Origin of the sequence: Metabacillus crassostreae (genome assembly GCF_016908395.1) — a bacterium.
Lineage (GTDB): Bacteria > Bacillota > Bacilli > Bacillales > Bacillaceae > Metabacillus > Metabacillus crassostreae.
Map to the genome: position 1 here is coordinate 978,486 of NZ_JAFBDU010000001.1, position 17,939 is coordinate 996,424.

A 17,939-nucleotide genomic window follows, 5' to 3' on the forward strand; every position below is an offset into this window, starting at 1 on the left:
CAAGCTTTGAAATATCTGTTTTCTTCTTTATCACGAGTACTTAAAAGGGCAGTAATCTTAAATAATGTCCTTATAGATTATAAAAAATCCTCCCTTTGTGGAGTGAAGATATCTAGAATAATAGAGTTTTGCTCTAACGCTTTTACTCCATGTGGTGCATTTGATGGGATAAAAATACTATCTCCTTTTTGTACAACCTTCTTTTCACCATCTAAATTAAATTCAAAGCTCCCTTGGACGATATAGCTAATTTGTTCATGTATATGGTAATGAATATCACCAATTGCATCCTTTTCAAACGTTACCTCGGTCATCATAAGTCCACCACCTCTTGAAAGCAGCTTCCTACTCACCCCATTTGCTGCTTCAACAGACTCAACAACTTCTCCCTTTACAAACATATTTTCTCCTCCTAACATTCTTCTTCGAGATTTATAAGATAAAGATTACACACACCGTCACGATCACTTGTATATAAAATATTTTTATTATCCCAGCTAAAGGTTGGATGACAATGAGTATTTTGGGTTTTCCAGCTTGTGTGATGAGTACATAACGTTTCAATCTCAGCTTTATCGCCTTCAATATTTATTAATACTAAATCTTCAACCTCATCTCCAACCAATAAGGTATTTTGTTCATTGCTGTGATAATGATTACAATAATATGGTAAATCAAGCTTTCTTTTTATATATCCTTTTTTATCAACTAAACCGATATATGGAACTTGATTTGTATGCTCATCCTGAATCGTTGCTTGTGTCTTATTTACTGTAATTGTCCCATCATGACCTTTCCGTCGATTATCAAAAAAAACAAGTCCGTCTCGTGTCCAAAACTCATGTCCAACACAATCATCCTCACCTTGTCTAAAGCAGGCTTTGACAGTTCGACTAATCAAATCCAAAATCCATATGCGTTGATGCACTAGATTCCAAGGACCTTCATGACAAAACATTGCTACTGTATCATCATCTGGTGAAAATTGAAAATGACCTAACCAATGTGTATCCTCGTATACATCAATAGCTTCATGTCCATCTAATGAAATAAGTGTGATCCACCCTCGTTTTGTCGCATACATTGTTTCTTTAAAGCCTTTATAATTTGCACCACGTTCAATTTCAGCTTCTTCATTTCTTGCAATTCCTACATATCGTTTATTTGGTGAAATATGAGGGTGCCCTAAATGAACTCTACCTTTTTCTTCATAAATGATCTGATTTTCAAGTGTAGCTACATTCAGCTTTCTGATTTTATTATCTGTAACATACACAACAAGATCACTTTCAGGTGTTTTCGTAATATAACCTGGAGTAATTCCGACCTTTTCATCTGTTAATTGAGTCATTTCTCCTGTATGAAGGTCCATTTTAAAAAGATTAAAGATATTTGCTGCCATAGAGGCACGATCTGATAAAAAAAGAATTTCGCTGTTTCCATAGGTGAAGGAGTTATCTGTAAAGTAAAAATGAAAATTATTTGAACCATTTGTTGTTAGTTGTGTAACGAGTCTCCCCGTTTTTGCATCTTGGTAGCTTTTAAATTCAGAAGAATATACTTTGCCAATCAATGAAGTCACCTCACTATTTTTCTTAAAGGAAAGTCTATAGAAGCTAGGAATCACCACAGACTTTCCAGTTAGTTAAGAAGGATAGAATTTGTCCTTAATGCGCCTTTCGCTTCCCTTATTCTAGTTCACATGTTCTTCATATTTTTTCTGTGAATCTTCAATTGCTTTTGCCCATTCATCTAAAAATTCTTGAACAGTGGTTTTTCCACTCATAACAGATTGTGTACCAGGATCAACAACATTATCTAAAATTGATCTGTAATCAGGTAAATAAAACGCAGGCTTATACAGCACTAGGTTTGGATCTTCATATACTTTAAATGCTGTTTCAATATGCTGAGAATTTTGAACCCACTCTTCATTTAAGACATCAGAGTTCGTTGGAATTTGACCAACTTGTTCATTCCAGTAGCTTTGACTTTCTGCAGAATTTAAGAAACTAACTAGCTCCCATGCTGCATCAGGATTTTCAGTAGTTTTGAAAACACTAATACCAATTGTATTACCGCCTTCAGCAACATATTTTCCATCTTCAGATTTTGGAAGTGGTAAAGCTGCATATTGACCTTCTTCAAGTGATTCACTATGCTCACCATATGAACCAATATTATGGTGAACCATTGCTACAGCACCTGTATCAAAGCCCGCAATCATTTCTTTATAGCCATTTGTAATATCACTTTTCGGTGTATATTCTTTATAAAGGCTTAAGTATTCTTCTAAAAATTTAACATGCTTTGGATCATTAATTGTACTCTTGCCATCCTCTGTAATATAATCCTCAATACCAGAGTATGCATAAAGCATTCTTTGCAGCTGGAAAGATCCACCCGCTCCACCACGGATTGTAAAACCATAACGGTTATTATCTTTATCTGTCATTGATTTGATGGCTGTAAAAAATTCATCCCACGATTCTGGAGGAGATATACTAGCTTCTTTAAACCAATCTGCACGATACCATAATATATCTAAATTTTGTGTGTAGGGAATTCCATATAATTTATTATCTAAAACAATGTCTATATTAAATTCGACAGCACTTTTATTAATCTTGTCTTTTTCATTCCACTGACTAAAATAATCATCTAATGGAAGTAATGCTTCTCTTAATGAAAATTCAGGCAGCCAGCTTGTTTGTAGGCTCGCAACATCTGGCATATCATCGGCTGCAATGGCTGCGTCCAACTTCTGCTTTGCGGAATCCTTTGGCAAGCCCACATATTCAACATCAATATTTGGATTCTTCGCTTCAAATCTACTAATTAACTCCTCCCATATTGGAGTACGTTGTGGACCTGCATTTTCATCCCAAAATGTAAGAGTTACTTTTTGATCTGAGCTATCTGATTTCCCACCACTATCTTTTACTTCTGTCGTTTCTTTACTACTACAACCACTTAATACCAATGAAACCGCTAAAGCAGAAGTCATTAAAGTTCCCCATATTTTTTGATACCTCATAAATAAAACCCCCTTTGTTATTAAAAAGAAAAATTGCCTAGAAGATTGTTTTATACCTTATCGACAATTTCACAAATTACCCAGTGTTTAGCTAAAAAACATCACAATTTTCCAGTTCATCCCTAGTAAATATAAGCCATTCTCAATCTCTTAAACTAGTACATATATGATCAAACATTCTATTTAACCTTTTACAGCTCCGCCTAAGCCATTTACAAGATGCTTTTGTGCAAATGAGAATAAGATAATAGCAGGAACTAAAGCAATTACACTTCCAGCTGCTAATGCACCATAATTCACATTAAACTCACCCATCATATAACTTAAACCAACTGGCAATGTGAACATATGCTGTTGATTTGTCAGCATTAAGGCTAGTAAAAATTCATTCCAAGTATAAATGAATGTAAAAACACCTGTAGCAACAATACCAGGGACCAGTAATGGAAAAATAACATATCTTATTGCTTGTAAGCGATTACAACCATCGATCATAGCAGCCTCTTCTAGTTGTTTAGGAACATTAGAAATAAATCCATTCATTAAAACTGTTGTAAATGGAAGCTCAACAGCTGTGTACGTAATTATTAACGACAGAGGACTACTAATTAAACCTAAATTTTTGAAGATAATAAACAAAGGAATAATAAGCATCGATCTTGGAATAAATTGAGTGCAAAGTAGCATCAAAAGAAAAGCTCTTTTTCCTTTAAATTTATATCGACTTAAAGCATAACCAGATAATGTCGATAAAATAATAACAATTACAACTGTACATAAACCGATAAGTAAACTATTTTTAAAGTAGGTTGAAAAGCCAACATTACTCCATGCTATAACAAAATTTTCGATTGTTGGTGAAGATGGAATATATTCTAATGGTCTTTTAATAATGTCTCCATCATACTTAAATGCCGTGTTAATCGTCCAATAGAATGGAAACATTGTAAAAGCAATCATGATTGCTAGTGGTAAACGAAATGTGATCAATCGATCAAGCTTAGTTTGCGAATTATTCATGCTTATCCCTCCTCTCTTTCAAAACGTGTAATTTTAAGATAAAACATCGCAAACAGTAAGAGGATTCCAAATGATATGACAGTTAATGCTGAACCGTAGCCAAAATTACTTCCGTGAACAGCTTGTTCTGCAATATACATTGTTAATGTTGTTGTATCATGTGCAGGTCCTCCGCCAGTTAAATTGAATATTAAATCAACGTTATTAAACTCCCAGATTGTTCGTAGTAAAGTTGTTAAGATAATCGTATTTTTCAACTGTGGTAATGTAATGTGAAGAAAGGATTTCCATCTTCCTGCACCATCTACTTTTGCAGCTTCATAAAGCTCTTCTGGAATACTTTGCAAAGCAGCTAATAAAGTAATAGCGAAAAATGGGATTCCTCTCCAAAGCTCTGCTATAATAACAGCTCCAAATGCCGTTGTTGTATCAGCTAACCATGCCTTGCTTTCATTAATAATGCCTACTCGCATTAATAAATCATTGATCACACCCATATGCTCGTTATACATAAGTGACCACATAACAGCAGCCAAAACACCTGATATCGCCCAAGGAATAAAAGCAGCAGCTCTAAAGAATCCTCGAAACTTAAATTTTTGGTTCAATAGTAGTGCAACAATGATTCCAAAAACAAGCTGTAAACCAACCTGTGAGACAACCCATTTTAATGTATTTACTAAGCTAGGAATAAACAGCTTATCTTCTGTAAAGATTTTTGCGAAATTTTCCAAACCAATAAAACCATTATAATATGGAGCAGATAAATCATAGTTTTGTAGACTATAATAAAATACAGTTCCAATTGGATAAAATAGAAAAGCAATGATGATAAATGTTGTAGGTGCAATAAAAAGGTACGGCACCATTCTTGATAAGTTCAATTTCTTTTTTTGCTTGTTTCCACGATTAGGATATGTGGAGAGATCTACTTTACTTTGTGCACTCATGTTATATCACCTTCCCCCTTTCTAAAATAATTGTATATGAAAACGCTAACATTAATAATTAAAAATCTTTCGATGTTTGTTTGATATCTTTAGAATATTATAATTTTTCCAAAATATTTTAGTTTACATAATATTATTATTTGTTTTATCTTATTTTCAAAACCACAAATAAAGAAGGCAATAAAACTGCCTTCTTAGTTCATAATGTCACACCGGTTTTGAAAATAGCCATTTCACGAAAATTATTTTTCTCATTATTCACCAATTCTCCACTCGCAACCTTAATAATATAGTCGAGGAAACCTTTTAATAAAGTCTCAGGCTCTTGATCTACAATAATTGTTCCGGCATTAAAATCAATCCAATGTGGCTTTGTCTCGTAGATTTCTGTATTTGTTGATATCTTCATCGTAGGAACAAATGACCCGAAAGGTGTTCCTCTACCTGTTGTAAATAAAACCATTTGACAGCCTGAAGCTGCTAAAGCTGTTGAAGCTACTAAATCATTTCCAGGTGCACTTAACAGGTTTAACCCTCTTGACTTGATTCGTTCACCATACTTTAACACATCCACCACTGGAGCAGATCCTGCTTTTTGTGTACATCCAAGCGATTTATCCTCAAGAGTTGTTATACCTCCAGCTTTATTGCCAGGAGACGGATTTTCATAAACAGGTTGATTATAGCTTTGGAAATAGTGTTTAAAATCATTAATTAAAGATACTATTTTTCTATATACTTCTTCATTAACAGCACGTTCCATAAGTAACTTTTCCGCCCCAAACATTTCAGGAACTTCTGTTAAGACAGTTGTTGCGTTCTGGGCAATTAAATAGTCTGATAGTTTACCTAATAAAGGATTTGCAGTAATTCCCGAAAACCCATCAGATCCACCACATTTTAGTCCTACCTTCAGTTCAGATATTGGAATATCTTCTCGTTTATCCTTTTTAGCACTTTCATAAATTGAAAGTAAAAGCTTAACTCCTTCATCAATTTCATTTACTACCTCTTGTGAACGTAAAAACTTTATTCGATTCTCATTAATAACTCCTAAAGAATCTTTAAATTCGTCTATATCATTATTTTCGCAACCAAGACCTAATACCAAAATTCCTCCAGCATTAGGATGTTTTACTGCATTTCCTAAAATTGTTCGTGTATTTACATGATCATCACCAAGCTGTGAGCATCCATAATTATGTTTTAAAACTTGAATAGAATCAAAAGGCATAGAATTCCCTACCTGATATTTGAATTCTTGGATGATTTGATCAGCAATACCATTCACACAACCTACTGTTGGCACAATCCAGAGCTCATTTCGAATTCCTACTTGACCATTCTCTCTTCTGTATCCTTTAAAAGTTAATCCTTCTTGTTTATAGCTTAATGGTTGTTGTTTTTGTTTGTACTCATATTCTTCTACACCAGACAAATTTGTTTTCATATTATGTGAATGTACCCAGAATCCTTTTTTAACCTTTTCTGTAGCATGACCAATTGGGGAACCATATTTTACTATGTTCTCATTAGCATTTATCTCATGTAAAGAAAACTTATGTCCCTTTGGAATATCTTCCATTAAAGTAAGTGAAAGATCTTCATTTTCAATAATTTCTCCTTTGGTTAAGTTACGGATAGAGATGGCAACGTTATCATTTTTGTGGATTTTAATGAATGATTTCATTTTCTTCACCCTTTGTAGTAGAAAGTTGTTGTAAAGCCTTAACCATCCCATATTTATTGATTTCTATTAAATGCGTTATAACGGAATTTGTCATATTCTTAATTTCAGTCAAGTCGTAACCCCAAATGGATTCTTCTGACAAAATGTTTTTCACCAAATTTCGTATGCTATCATCACTTTCATTACAGTTACTCCATAGCTTTTGAAATAAAGTGATAGTATCTTGATCATCTATAAGATTTATTTTTTCTTCTCCTCGATATCCACGGTAAAAATAAATTAATGCACTTAGTGAAAAAACAATCCCTTTTGGTAGCTTGTTAAATTTCTTTTCATAATCCATTAAAGTTGGTAAAAGCCTCGTTTGAAATTTTGAAATAGAGTTTAACGAGATGCTTAGTAAATAATGATGGATAAACGGATTTTTAAATCGATCACTTACATCTTTTGCATATTGCCTCATTTCTTCTTGAGGAAAATTCATGCTTGGTATTATTTCTTCATTGATTACTGTCTGTATATAATCTTTTACAACATCTGCTGTTACAGCTTCTCTAACAGTGTTCAAGCCTGATAAATAGGCTACAGGTGTCATTAATGTATGTGCTCCGTTTAAAATTCTTACCTTCTTAATGCGGTAAGAATGTAGATCATTGACTATATGAACATTCAAGCCAATCTTATGAGCAGGAAATTCTTCCTTTAACCACTCTGGACCTTCTATAACAAACAGATGGTATTTTTCACCTACAACAATGAGGTTATCTCTATATCCCAAATCTTCCGTTTTTTGTTTTACACTATCCTTTGGAAAGCCTGGGACAATTCGATCAACTAATGTATTACAGAAGGTATTTGCATTATTTAGCCATTCACTAAATTCCTTAGGTAAGCTCCAATTTTTAGTATGCCTTTGAATGATTGTTTTTAACTTCTCACCATTATCTTCGATTAATTCACAAGGAAGGATGATAAAACCTTTTGAAACATCTCCATTATAATATTGATATCTTTCGTATAAAAAAGCAGTCAATTTTGCTGGAAAGCTTTTCTGAGGAATATCTGTTAATGTTTCATTTTGAACATAAGATATTCCCGCTTCAGTTGTATTCGATATAATAAATCGCAAATCTGGATTTTTAGCCATGTTTAAATATTCTTCATATTCATTAAAAAGATTAATTCCTCTACTTATTGACTGAATAACCTCATGCTCATTAATAGAAGTATTATTCATCATTCCTTGTAAATATAAAGTATACAACCCTTCCTGTTCATTGATTAAATCCACTGCCCCATTTTCGGTAGATTGTACGACAACAACACTCCCCTTAAATAGTCCATGCTTATTCATCTCATGAATCTGCCAATCACAAAATGCTCGTAAAAAATTACCAGTTCCAAATTGAAGAACTTTTTCAGGAAACCCATGCTCAACACTCAATAAGGACTTTGATAGTCGTTCCATTACATTTCCCCCTTTTTTATGCACACGTTAACATTTTAAATTTGGGGTCAGACCCCAAATTTAAATTTTCACCACATCAACTGTTTGTCGATTAACTAATTCTGTTTTTAATAATAGTAGCTCTGAACGTTGAACAGCATCACCTTCTATTAATCTCAATAATCGTTTTGCTCCAAATGTACTTATTTGTTCAATTGGCCTTTTTACAGTTGTCAGTGCTGGTGTTGTATATTTAGAAAAACCGATATCATCAAAGCCGATAATTGAAAAATCATCAGGTACAGATAATCCTACTTCAGTTATAGCCTTTATGGCTCCTATAGCCATATCATCATTTGAACAAAAAACCGCAGTTGGTTTTACCTTTAATGAGATTAATTCATTCATTGCTATATATCCACTTTCCATATCATAATTTCCTTGAATCATATATTGTTGTGAAATCGTCAGCTTGTGCTCAATCATACTATCCAAATATCCTTGTTTACGTTCTATTGTTGAGCGGAAATGTGGAGTGCCTTCAATAATTGCAATTCTTTTATGATTGTGTTGTATAAGAAGATTTACTGCCTCATACGCACCTTCACGATCATTTGATAAAATGTTTACGATCGATTGATCTTCAACAAGACGATTTAAAATAACAAGTGGAATTTCTTGTTTTATTACATGATAAATAAATGAATTATCTACATCACTCTGACTCATAACGATTATTCCATCAAATCTTTTCCGGCTGATCGAACTAAAATCTTCTAATTCTTCAATTCCTTTAATAATTAAGCTGTAATGATCATCAATTTGATTGGTAACACCTTTAATCGTTTCAGCAAGAAAACTTGACGAAGTTCCCTCTGTTAAACTAGTTAAAAACAATCCGATTGTATATGACTTTTGCAAAACTAAACTTCTCGCATTTACATCAGGAGCATAGTTTAACTGTTGTGCAATTTCTTTAATTTTCCGTTTTGTATCTTCTTTTAATAGCGGACTATTGTTTAGTGCTCTTGAAACAGTAGTATGTGAAACATTAGCTAGCTTTGCAATATCCTTTATCGTAACTCCCACTCAAACAACCTACCTTCAACACCTATTTAAGCTAGAATATCATAGCTTATTCTTAGGTTACAATGCAGAATCAAAGAGAAAGTAATCTCTTGCATTATAATAAGAAATCCCTTGGACAATCTTTCCTAACATATCTATATCATTAGGCACTTCTCCATTTTCGACCCATTCACCAATCAACTGACAAACCAATCTTCTAAAATACTCGTGTCTTGTATACGAAAGAAAACTTCTCGAGTCTGTTAACATGCCAATAAATTGACTAAATAAACCAATACTAGCTAATGTTTTCATTTGATTCAGCATACCTTCCTTTTGGTCATTAAACCACCATGCTGTTCCAAATTGCATTTTGCCGCGAACTCCACCACCCTGATAACTGCCAATTATACTTGCAAGGGGTTCATTGTCTTTAGGATTTAGTGAATAAAGAATTGTTTTCGGCAGTTTATTTTCTTTTTCTAAAGCATCAAGTAATTGACAAAGTGGTTTTGCAATCTGTTCATCGTTCATACAATCAAAGCCAGTATCAGGCCCAAGAAATTCTAGCATTCTCGTATTATTATTTCTCAATGCATTAATATGTAGCTGCATTGCCCAACCTAATTCAGCATATTTTTCACCTAGGAATACTAATGTAAAAGTTTTATACTTAGCTTCATCTTCTATAGATACCTTCTCACCCAGTAATGCTTTTTTGAAAATATTATTCACCTCAATTTGAGTAGCTTCAGCAAATAACATGGTATCTATTGCATGATCCGAAACTCTACCACCTAATGCATGAAAAAATTCAATTCTAGATTCTAGTGCATGTAGCAGATCCAAATAATTTTCAATCTTTGTTTTTGTGATAAGAGATAGTTTTTCAATCCAATCCGTAAATGTATCTTTATTAAGTTCTAATGCTTTATCAGGACGAAAACTTGGTAATACTCTTACATGAAAGTCATTTTCTTCAGCTAATTTTTGATGATATTCCAATGAATCAACAGGATCATCTGTTGTACAAATAACTTCAACCTTAGACTTTTTTATTAATTCTCTTACAGCATTATCCTTTTGTGACAACACCGTATTTACTTTCTCCCATATTTTTGGTGCTGTTTGCTCATTCAAAATCTCAGATATACCAAAATAACGCTGCAGCTCTAAATGCGTCCAATTATAAAGAGGATTTCCTATCGTCATAGGTACTGTTTTTGCCCAAGCGATAAATTTTTCATAATCACTTGCATCACCTGTAATATATTTTTCTTCAATACCATTTGCTCTCATAGCTCGCCACTTATAATGATCTCCATATAACCATGCTTCTGTTATATTCTTAAATTGTTTATTTTCATAAATCTCCTTAGGACTAAGATGGCAGTGATAATCAATAATAGGCATTTTTTTAGCATAGTTGTGAAAAAGCGTTTCTGCTACCTTATTTGATAATAAGAAGTTTTCTCCCATAAAAGTATTCAAGCTCTTCTCCCCTTTGAATGTTTTATGCACACGTGAACATTACAATTTAATGATAAGTCATAATTTCTGAATAATCAATGTATTACTTTGAATTAACTTTACATTATTTAGTAACATAGTATTAACTTGACGCGAAACATTTTAAACAATTCTTCATCTCATTAGCTGTCATTCTATATAATTTCTGATGTTCCGGTACATTGTGTCCTAATCATGACAAAAGAAGACACATCCATTAAGAAATGTGCCTTTTACATAATATAATATTAGGCTCTACGCTTTAGTAATTCCTCTACTAAAACACCGTTTATTTTCAAACCACTAATATCACAATCTTCAATCTCCACATTCGATAAATTACATTTTCTAAGTTGACCATTTGTCAAATCACAATTTTCAAACTTGATCGGTTTATATTGACCATCTGCCTGATAATTTGCTTCACCTTCGATAGGAAGAACAATATTACGAAATTCAGTTCCATATAAATGAACAGAGTTAATAGAAGCATGTGTAAAATTTGCATGCTGAATTTCTGCTCCCGATAAATTCACATCATTGAATACCATGTCTTTCATATTGACATTATTAATTTTTGTTTTAGCCAAACTAACATTTTCTATGTCTAGAGACTCAGCGTTTACTTCATTCCACATAGATCCCGAAATATCCATCGATTGCAAATCTAATTTTTGGATTTTTAAAGCCAATTGTAAAATCCTCCTTTATATTATATTAAGTTAAAATACAATATAAAATATTCTGCAAGATCTAGTTTTCTCCTTCTATTTTTTTGTAAATTAATGTTAATTTAATCACGATAGAATTCAATTTCTTCTAAAGCTTTTTTAATGTGTATCAATATTTCCCTCTAAAATCCTACTTTTATTTGAATCATTATCAACATCAGAGCTTCCTAAATTTGTTATTAAAATATTAATAACGATAAACAAAATAAATAGTAACCACACCCACCATTTTGATAGAGCCTTCCTCATATTCAAATTTCTCCCCCTTCCTATTTACTTGTAGAGTAATAAATAATTTCACTAACAAGATTTGATGGTGATCTATATGTTCTATCTATTTCTCTGTCTTAAAACTAGTATATCCTTCCTCTCTGCTATTTCCACCTTAAGAAATTTGTTTGACACACATATTAGCTATTGGTAATATGATATCAATATATATATATATTAGTAATTACTAATATAACGGAGGTAAGTATGGAAAATATAGATGTTGATATGAAAGTTAAATTTCTACGTGGATTTGCAGATAAAACACGTATACAAATACTTGAAGCTATAAAATCTGAAGAAAAAACAGTATCTCAAATCGTAAAGGAATTAAACGGGAATCAATCTAATATTTCTCAACATTTAACCTGCTTAAAAGGCTGTGGTTTGATTGTTGGAAGACAAGAAGGAAAATATGTTTTTTATAGCCTGGCTAGTGAACAAATCCGAGAATTACTAACGATGTTCGATGTAGTACTTGGAGATGTTCAACATCAAGTAGCCTGTTGTGAGCGACATCTTGATTAGGAGTTGGTGATGAGTATGTCAGATAAATGTTGTAATACAAATAAGTCATTGGAAAATGATCGAGCCTGTTGTACTACCACTGTGAAAGAGGTTACAAAAGCTGTTACATCTAACACAAATTGTTGTAGTAATGACCATGCAAATAAAATTCAAGAAAAAAAGGAAGTAAAGCAAACTTGCTGTAATGTCACAAAAGAAGCATATAATCAATCTAAGGTTGATATTAATAGCACAGTTTTCAGTAATGACAAAGAATCATTAGATAAATTCGAATACCTTATACATGGTATGGATTGCCCCTCTTGTGCCCTAACCATAGAAAAAGGGCTAAAGGGATTAAAAGCTGTTCGAGAAGTAAAAGTGAATTATAATACGGCCAAACTCCATGTACTTGGTCATAGAAACTCCGCTTTTGAAATAGAAAGTCAAGTAAAAAAACTAGGATTTACAATAGAAGCACTGACAAAAAATAAAAACCTACAAACCTATAATATTGAAGGCATGGACTGTGGGAGCTGTGCTAAAAGCATTGAAAATCATCTTCATACCATTTCATCTGTAAAAAGTGTTTCAGTTAACTTTTCTACTGGCAAAATGAAGCTCGAGCATGAAAATAGTGTCGAGGAAATCATCTCAGAAGTAGCAAAAATAGGGTTTAAGGCGACATTACAGAAGAAAGGGAACACAAGTCAAACTCCCCAAAAAAATAATGAATTTGGATCAATTATTGTTTCAGGAGTATTAATAGCACTTGGATTTATTGGTTCGTATACAGATATTTCTCCTATGATGTCAACTTTCTTATATGCTTTCGCAATGGTTTTAAGTGGCTATAAGCCTGTAAAAAGTGCTTTTTATTCGATAAGAAGTCGTTCATTAGATATGAATGTTCTAATGTCTGTTGCAGCAATTGGAGCTGCTCTGATTGGTGAATGGCTAGAAGGTGCAACAGTGGTATGGTTATTTGCTCTAGGTACAACACTTCAAAACAAATCAATAGAGCATACAAGGAATTCAATTCGTAACTTAATGGATCTAGCTCCAGCAGAAGCTTGGGTTAGAGTTGGAGAGACTTTAACAAAAAAGCCTGTTGAAGACATTTCAATCGATGAGATCATTATTGTAAAACCTGGCGATAAAATACCGTTAGATGGCGAAATTATCGTTGGCGAATCAAGTGTTAATCAAGCACCCATAACCGGAGAATCTATTCCAGTTGATAAAAATATTGGTGATTCCGTTTATGCAGGATCAATAAATGAAAATGGTTCAATTGAAATAAAAGTAACTAAATTAGTTGAAGATACAACAATAGCTAAAATTATTCACCTAGTTGAAGAAGCGCAAGAACAAAAAGCTCCAACACAAGCTTTTGTAGATAAATTTGCACGTATTTATACTCCGGTTGTGTTTATTTTAGCACTACTAGTAATGATAATACCCCCTCTTCTCACTCTTGGTTCCTGGGGTGAATGGTTTTATAAGGGTTTGGAATTATTAGTTGTTGCATGTCCCTGTGCTTTAGTTATTTCTACTCCAGTCGCTATCGTATCTGCAATCGGCAATGCGGCAAGAAACGGTGTGTTAATTAAAGGTGGAACATTCTTGGAAACAGCAGGATCAATTAATGCAATAGCTTTTGATAAAACCGGGACATTAACAGAAGGAAAACCAGCTGTAACTGAAATTAAACCATATAACATGACAGAAAATGAACTTTTATCAATTGCTTTAACATTAGAAGAGCACTCTTCACATCCAATCGCCAAAACAATTGTAAATTATGTAAAAGAAAAAGGTATTTCTTCTAAAAAAGGTGATTTGTATAAAAGTATTGTTGGTAAAGGTGTTCAAGCTACCGTTGAAGGAAATGTATATTATGCTGGTAATCTAAAACTATTTGAAGATATGAATATAGCTTTAGATCATGTTAAGAAAGATGTTGAAACTATTCAAAACCTCGGTCGCACAGTAGTCATTATCGGTACAAAACATGATATAAAAGGATTGATATCTGTTTCAGATACAATTCGGAAAACCACTGTACACGCTTTGAACTCGTTAAAGCAAATAGGTGTGAAGCAAGTTGTTATGTTAACAGGTGATAATGATGGCACTGCTAGATTAATTTCAAAAGAAGCAAATATTAATCGTTATTTTTCTGAGCTATTGCCTGAGGATAAAGTAAGTGTTATTAAACAATTACAAAATGAAGGTCTTAAGGTTGCAATGGTTGGAGACGGAATTAATGATGCTCCTGCACTTGCTACAGCAGATTTAGGAATTGCTATGGGTGGAGCTGGTACAGATACTGCGATGGAAACTGCTGATATTGTACTTATGGCAGATAACCTTGAAAAACTTCCTCATACAATGAAGCTAAGTAGAAAAGCATTAACCATTATCAAACAAAATATCTGGTTTTCATTGATCATTAAATTTATTGCATTGGCCCTCATATTCCCAGGTTGGCTAACACTGTGGTTAGCTGTTTTAAGTGATACCGGTGCAGCTATAATTGTAATCTTGAATGCATTACGTCTCTTAAAAGTTAAACAATAAATAATCGAAAATGCTCTAAAATGCCGTTATTCTATTTATTAAGGCTCTTTTTTGAAAGAGCCTTAATAAATTACAAGCAACCATCACTCCACTTTTAAAAACAAAAAAGAGAAACATCTGGATGCTTCCCTATCACAATTTATCATATCTTATCTAACAGCTTTTCTTCTCATCCATTGTGTTGCAGCCCATTTATCACCAATTAAAACTGGTGCACCACCATGTAAAGTAAGTTCATTTAACGTTTGATCATTATAGAAATACTCAAAATAAACTGCCATCCCTTTTTTAGCTGAAACAGAAAAGTTAAGCTTAGGAAAATATGTTTCTCCTCCTAATTCTACATCATTCAAATACATAACTAATGTACTAATTCTAGGATTACTAACAGCATTGCTTGTTGACGAAAAAAAATCAAAATGAGCTTTATATTCCTGACCAATTTTGTAATTTAAAATTTGAAGTCCTTCAGCATGGTCAAAGGGCATACTCATAATCTGTGATAACCTCTTTTCAATTCTCGTGACAACTTCACTTTCTCCATCCTGAAAAAACATGCTACTGCTTGTTCTCAATTCTTCTGTACTTCGTGAATTACCTATTTTTGACCGTTGAATTCTATCTTTCGACAAGCTAATAAGATCATCACACTCTTCATCACTCAATACATTACCTAACACAACGATTAACGGCTCTTCTATTTTAGCTATAATTGATATTTCTCTGTCTTCTGTTTGGATTACATTACCATCATGATTGAATATTGTTTGTTCTTTAATTGGTAATTCTTTATCATCCATTGTCAACTTTCATCAACCTCTTTAAATTTTAATAGTTAATTGTAGATTAAGCCAATCGCTTTTGATCAAGTTGATCATATTTTCTTTTTCTACTAATTATAGGCATTTTTATCATTTTACACCCAGCATTTGATTGTGACTACTATTATTTTTTATGATAAAACCTAAATGTCAATTTTAGCATTTTCTTCACGAGCTTATATAAAGTAGCTCCTCCAGGTTATTATGACAAAACCTATTTAAAAGGTTATATTTCTGATGAGTAGCTCAACATATATACTTTTGTCCAGTTCAAATTTATTGATTAATCATATACTATCATACACCTCAGCAGTAACAATTATATCTTCCTCATTTTATAGGACATTCTCAGGAGTGTCCTTTACTTTTTCAAACTGTGTTGATTTGTTGTTCAAAACGTCCAATCAATCTATTAATTATCATCATATTATAAATTAACCTCATCGTAAGGGAGGTGTAAAATATGAGTGTAGGTGGATACGCAGGAGCTGGATTTGCTTTAATCGTAGTTCTATTTATCCTATTAATCATCGTTGGTGCTGGCGGATATGTCGGTGGTGGATACGGTGGTTATTAAATAAGCTTGGCAGACTACTTTATTACTATAAAGTAGTCTGCTTCTGATCTTTTAACAGGTCATTTTATATGTAGGCTCTGTTAAACTTTGTTGTTGATTTCCGTTACAGGCATTCGCTTTCCCGGGAAAAAAGTACCTTTTTTCCTAGGTCCGGGAGCCTCCTCGTAAGCTGCGCGCCTGCGGGGTCTCCCTATGACACGCTTCTCTCGCAGGAGTCTCATGCCTTCCACTCCAATCAACAATATGCTAAAAATCAACATTAACCTTTAACATAGCCTATATGTATACAAAAGATTTATTAGAAAAACAAAAAAGTGTATAAATCCCATATGGAACTTATACACCAATATTACTTGACTTTATATACGCTTTTTTACTGTATTTGGTCTTTTTTTAAAATCTTACATCCTAGCCATAACTTACGAAAAAACTCGATTAAAAAAACCTTTTTCTCCAAAATATAATGGCAGTAACACTGGATAATAGAAATGAAATAGTAATAGCAATTAAGAATGAATAATTATATTCTTGAAACGGGATAGATACATTCATTCCATAGAAGCTTGCTACCATTGTTGGTAGGGATAAAATAATAGTAAATGATGTTAAAAATTTCATAACAATATTCACATTATTGGAAATAATAGATGCAAATGCATCCATCATACCACTTAAGATGGAGGTATGTGTTTCAGCCATTTCAATTGCCTGCTGGTTTTCGATTATAACATCCTCTAATAATTCCTGATCATCTTCATACATTTTTAAATAATTGCTTTTTAACATTTTTTGCATAACAATATTATTTGATTTTAAAGAGGTTGTGAAATAAACTAAGCTTTTTTGTAAATTTAAAAGTGAAAAAAGTTCTTTGTTTCTCATCGATTGATGAAGCTCATTTTCAATTTTATCGATCTTTTTACTGATTTGTTTTAAATATCTTAAATATGAAGTTGACATTAAATATAGAATTTGAAAAGCAAATCTTGTTCGTTTATATGTGTGAAAGTTTTTTATTTTACCTTCTGAAAAAGCATGAAAAATTGGATTATCCTTTAAACAAACCGTAACAAAACAATTTTTAGCAATAATTATTCCAAGTGGAATTGTATCATAAATAGATTGATCATTTTCATCCACAGATAATAAAGGGATATTTACGATAATTAATATATTCTCTCCATCTTTTTCAATTCTAGAACGCTCTTCTTCATCTAAAGGATCTCTTAAAAACTCAGGAACTATATCTAATTCTGATGCAACTTTCTGTATTTCTTGCTCATTAGGTGAAATTAAATTCACCCAGCATCCAGAAGAAATTTGATTATCTTCTCTTAATTGTCCTTCTTCATTTGACACTAAAATTTTCAACATAATTAAACCTCCTCTATTTGTGAGAAAGTCAAAAAAAACGCCATAAAAAAAGTGAATTTTTACTTGTATCCATACTCTTAAGAAATGACTCCTTATTGACTATCCTATTTGATGAATCTGGTTCTGGTTCGTTCGAGTAATAACTACTCATAAAAATTCAACTCCTTTATTTAACTAATCATTTTATTATCCTATTGTACTTTAAGTTTTCTATTTTGTAACTAAACGAAACAAACCGTTTCTTATTTAAAATTGAAACCAAGTAAAAACAAGACACATCTCATTTTATGAAATATGCCTTGGACTAAAAAAAATATAAGATTTTGATTCTATTAAATTAAAGAATGAGCGTCAA

Annotated in this window: 16 protein-coding genes; 3 read left to right on the forward strand and 13 right to left on the reverse strand. The window is 32.6% G+C overall.

Annotation, left to right across the window (positions count from 1 at the left end; translation table 11 throughout):
- Window positions 1-77: 77 nt before the first annotated feature.
- From JOC75_RS05270 to JOC75_RS05320, 11 genes are all read right to left on the reverse strand, one after another.
- The gene (locus tag JOC75_RS05270) at window positions 78-401 is read right to left on the reverse strand and encodes a cupin domain-containing protein (RefSeq protein ID WP_146946534.1); all 324 of its coding nucleotides are present in this window, start codon (window positions 399-401) and stop codon (window positions 78-80) included.
- An 11-nt stretch (window positions 402-412) separates the two neighbouring features.
- Complete coding sequence (locus tag JOC75_RS05275; RefSeq protein ID WP_204953029.1) at window positions 413-1,573, reverse strand: oligogalacturonate lyase family protein; 1,161 nt, start codon at window positions 1,571-1,573, stop codon at window positions 413-415.
- Between the two features lie 120 nt (window positions 1,574-1,693).
- Window positions 1,694-3,037 carry an ABC transporter substrate-binding protein gene (locus tag JOC75_RS05280; RefSeq protein ID WP_239589288.1) on the reverse strand — a complete coding sequence of 448 codons (1,344 nt, stop codon included), beginning with the start codon at window positions 3,035-3,037 and terminating at the stop codon, window positions 1,694-1,696.
- A 183-nt stretch (window positions 3,038-3,220) separates the two neighbouring features.
- Window positions 3,221-4,057 carry a carbohydrate ABC transporter permease gene (locus JOC75_RS05285; protein WP_204953030.1) on the reverse strand — a complete coding sequence of 279 codons (837 nt, stop codon included), beginning with the start codon at window positions 4,055-4,057 and terminating at the stop codon, window positions 3,221-3,223.
- A 2-nt stretch (window positions 4,058-4,059) separates the two neighbouring features.
- Complete coding sequence (locus JOC75_RS05290) at window positions 4,060-5,007, reverse strand: carbohydrate ABC transporter permease (protein WP_204953031.1); 948 nt, start codon at window positions 5,005-5,007, stop codon at window positions 4,060-4,062.
- A gap of 199 nt (window positions 5,008-5,206) precedes the next feature.
- Window positions 5,207-6,697, reverse strand: coding sequence for a UxaA family hydrolase (locus JOC75_RS05295; protein ID WP_204953032.1), 1,491 nt, complete (start codon window positions 6,695-6,697; stop codon window positions 5,207-5,209).
- Window positions 6,681-8,165 carry a tagaturonate reductase gene (locus tag JOC75_RS05300; protein ID WP_204953033.1) on the reverse strand — a complete coding sequence of 495 codons (1,485 nt, stop codon included), beginning with the start codon at window positions 8,163-8,165 and terminating at the stop codon, window positions 6,681-6,683. The genes JOC75_RS05295 and JOC75_RS05300 overlap by 17 nt, the downstream gene beginning before the upstream one ends.
- A gap of 60 nt (window positions 8,166-8,225) precedes the next feature.
- Entirely contained in the window at window positions 8,226-9,233 is a 1,008-nt protein-coding gene (locus JOC75_RS05305; RefSeq protein WP_204953034.1) for a substrate-binding domain-containing protein, read from the reverse strand.
- Between the two features lie 57 nt (window positions 9,234-9,290).
- The gene (gene uxaC / locus JOC75_RS05310; RefSeq protein ID WP_204953519.1) at window positions 9,291-10,691 is read right to left on the reverse strand and encodes a glucuronate isomerase; all 1,401 of its coding nucleotides are present in this window, start codon (window positions 10,689-10,691) and stop codon (window positions 9,291-9,293) included.
- Window positions 10,692-10,969: 278 nt separating this feature from the next.
- Entirely contained in the window at window positions 10,970-11,413 is a 444-nt protein-coding gene (locus JOC75_RS05315) for a pentapeptide repeat-containing protein (protein WP_204953035.1), read from the reverse strand.
- A gap of 138 nt (window positions 11,414-11,551) precedes the next feature.
- Entirely contained in the window at window positions 11,552-11,707 is a 156-nt protein-coding gene (locus JOC75_RS05320) for a hypothetical protein (protein ID WP_204953036.1), read from the reverse strand.
- 222 nt (window positions 11,708-11,929) lie between these two features.
- Between JOC75_RS05320 and JOC75_RS05325 the strand changes: the two genes are divergently transcribed.
- Together JOC75_RS05325 and JOC75_RS05330 are read left to right on the forward strand one after the other, a co-directional pair.
- Window positions 11,930-12,250 (forward strand): ArsR/SmtB family transcription factor, encoded by a 321-nt coding sequence (locus tag JOC75_RS05325; protein ID WP_204953037.1) that lies wholly within the window; start codon window positions 11,930-11,932, stop codon window positions 12,248-12,250.
- Window positions 12,251-12,265: 15 nt separating this feature from the next.
- Entirely contained in the window at window positions 12,266-14,812 is a 2,547-nt protein-coding gene (locus tag JOC75_RS05330) for a heavy metal translocating P-type ATPase (protein WP_204953520.1), read from the forward strand.
- A 149-nt stretch (window positions 14,813-14,961) separates the two neighbouring features.
- On the opposite strand, the gene JOC75_RS05335 is transcribed toward JOC75_RS05330, so the two are convergent.
- A complete protein-coding gene (locus JOC75_RS05335; protein ID WP_146946555.1) occupies window positions 14,962-15,612 on the reverse strand; it encodes a 2OG-Fe(II) oxygenase in 651 nt (216 codons plus the stop codon).
- Window positions 15,613-16,096: 484 nt separating this feature from the next.
- Between JOC75_RS05335 and JOC75_RS05340 the strand changes: the two genes are divergently transcribed.
- A complete protein-coding gene (locus JOC75_RS05340) occupies window positions 16,097-16,210 on the forward strand; it encodes a YjcZ family sporulation protein (RefSeq protein WP_146946557.1) in 114 nt (37 codons plus the stop codon).
- A gap of 435 nt (window positions 16,211-16,645) precedes the next feature.
- Here the strand turns inward: JOC75_RS05340 and JOC75_RS05345 are convergent, their stop codons facing one another.
- The gene (locus tag JOC75_RS05345; RefSeq protein WP_204953038.1) at window positions 16,646-17,584 is read right to left on the reverse strand and encodes a magnesium transporter CorA family protein; all 939 of its coding nucleotides are present in this window, start codon (window positions 17,582-17,584) and stop codon (window positions 16,646-16,648) included.
- Window positions 17,585-17,939 lie beyond the last annotated feature (355 nt).

Bases quoted from the DNA above. Each gene is read 5' to 3' on its own strand.
- JOC75_RS05270 (WP_146946534.1), bottom strand. From the start codon at position 401: ATGTTTGTAAAGGGAGAAGTTGTTGAGTCTGTTGAAGCAGCAAATGGG.
- JOC75_RS05280 (WP_239589288.1), bottom strand. From the start codon at position 3,037: ATGAGGTATCAAAAAATATGGGGAACTTTAATGACTTCTGCTTTAGCG.
- JOC75_RS05285 (WP_204953030.1), bottom strand. From the start codon at position 4,057: ATGAATAATTCGCAAACTAAGCTTGATCGATTGATCACATTTCGTTTA.
- JOC75_RS05290 (WP_204953031.1), bottom strand. From the start codon at position 5,007: ATGAGTGCACAAAGTAAAGTAGATCTCTCCACATATCCTAATCGTGGA.
- JOC75_RS05295 (WP_204953032.1), bottom strand. From the start codon at position 6,697: ATGAAATCATTCATTAAAATCCACAAAAATGATAACGTTGCCATCTCT.
- JOC75_RS05300 (WP_204953033.1), bottom strand. From the start codon at position 8,165: ATGGAACGACTATCAAAGTCCTTATTGAGTGTTGAGCATGGGTTTCCT.
- uxaC (WP_204953519.1), bottom strand. From the start codon at position 10,691: ATGGGAGAAAACTTCTTATTATCAAATAAGGTAGCAGAAACGCTTTTT.
- JOC75_RS05325 (WP_204953037.1), top strand. From the start codon at position 11,930: ATGGAAAATATAGATGTTGATATGAAAGTTAAATTTCTACGTGGATTT.
- JOC75_RS05330 (WP_204953520.1), top strand. From the start codon at position 12,266: ATGTCAGATAAATGTTGTAATACAAATAAGTCATTGGAAAATGATCGA.
- JOC75_RS05335 (WP_146946555.1), bottom strand. From the start codon at position 15,612: ATGGATGATAAAGAATTACCAATTAAAGAACAAACAATATTCAATCAT.
- JOC75_RS05340 (WP_146946557.1), top strand. From the start codon at position 16,097: ATGAGTGTAGGTGGATACGCAGGAGCTGGATTTGCTTTAATCGTAGTT.
- JOC75_RS05345 (WP_204953038.1), bottom strand. From the start codon at position 17,584: ATGTTGAAAATTTTAGTGTCAAATGAAGAAGGACAATTAAGAGAAGAT.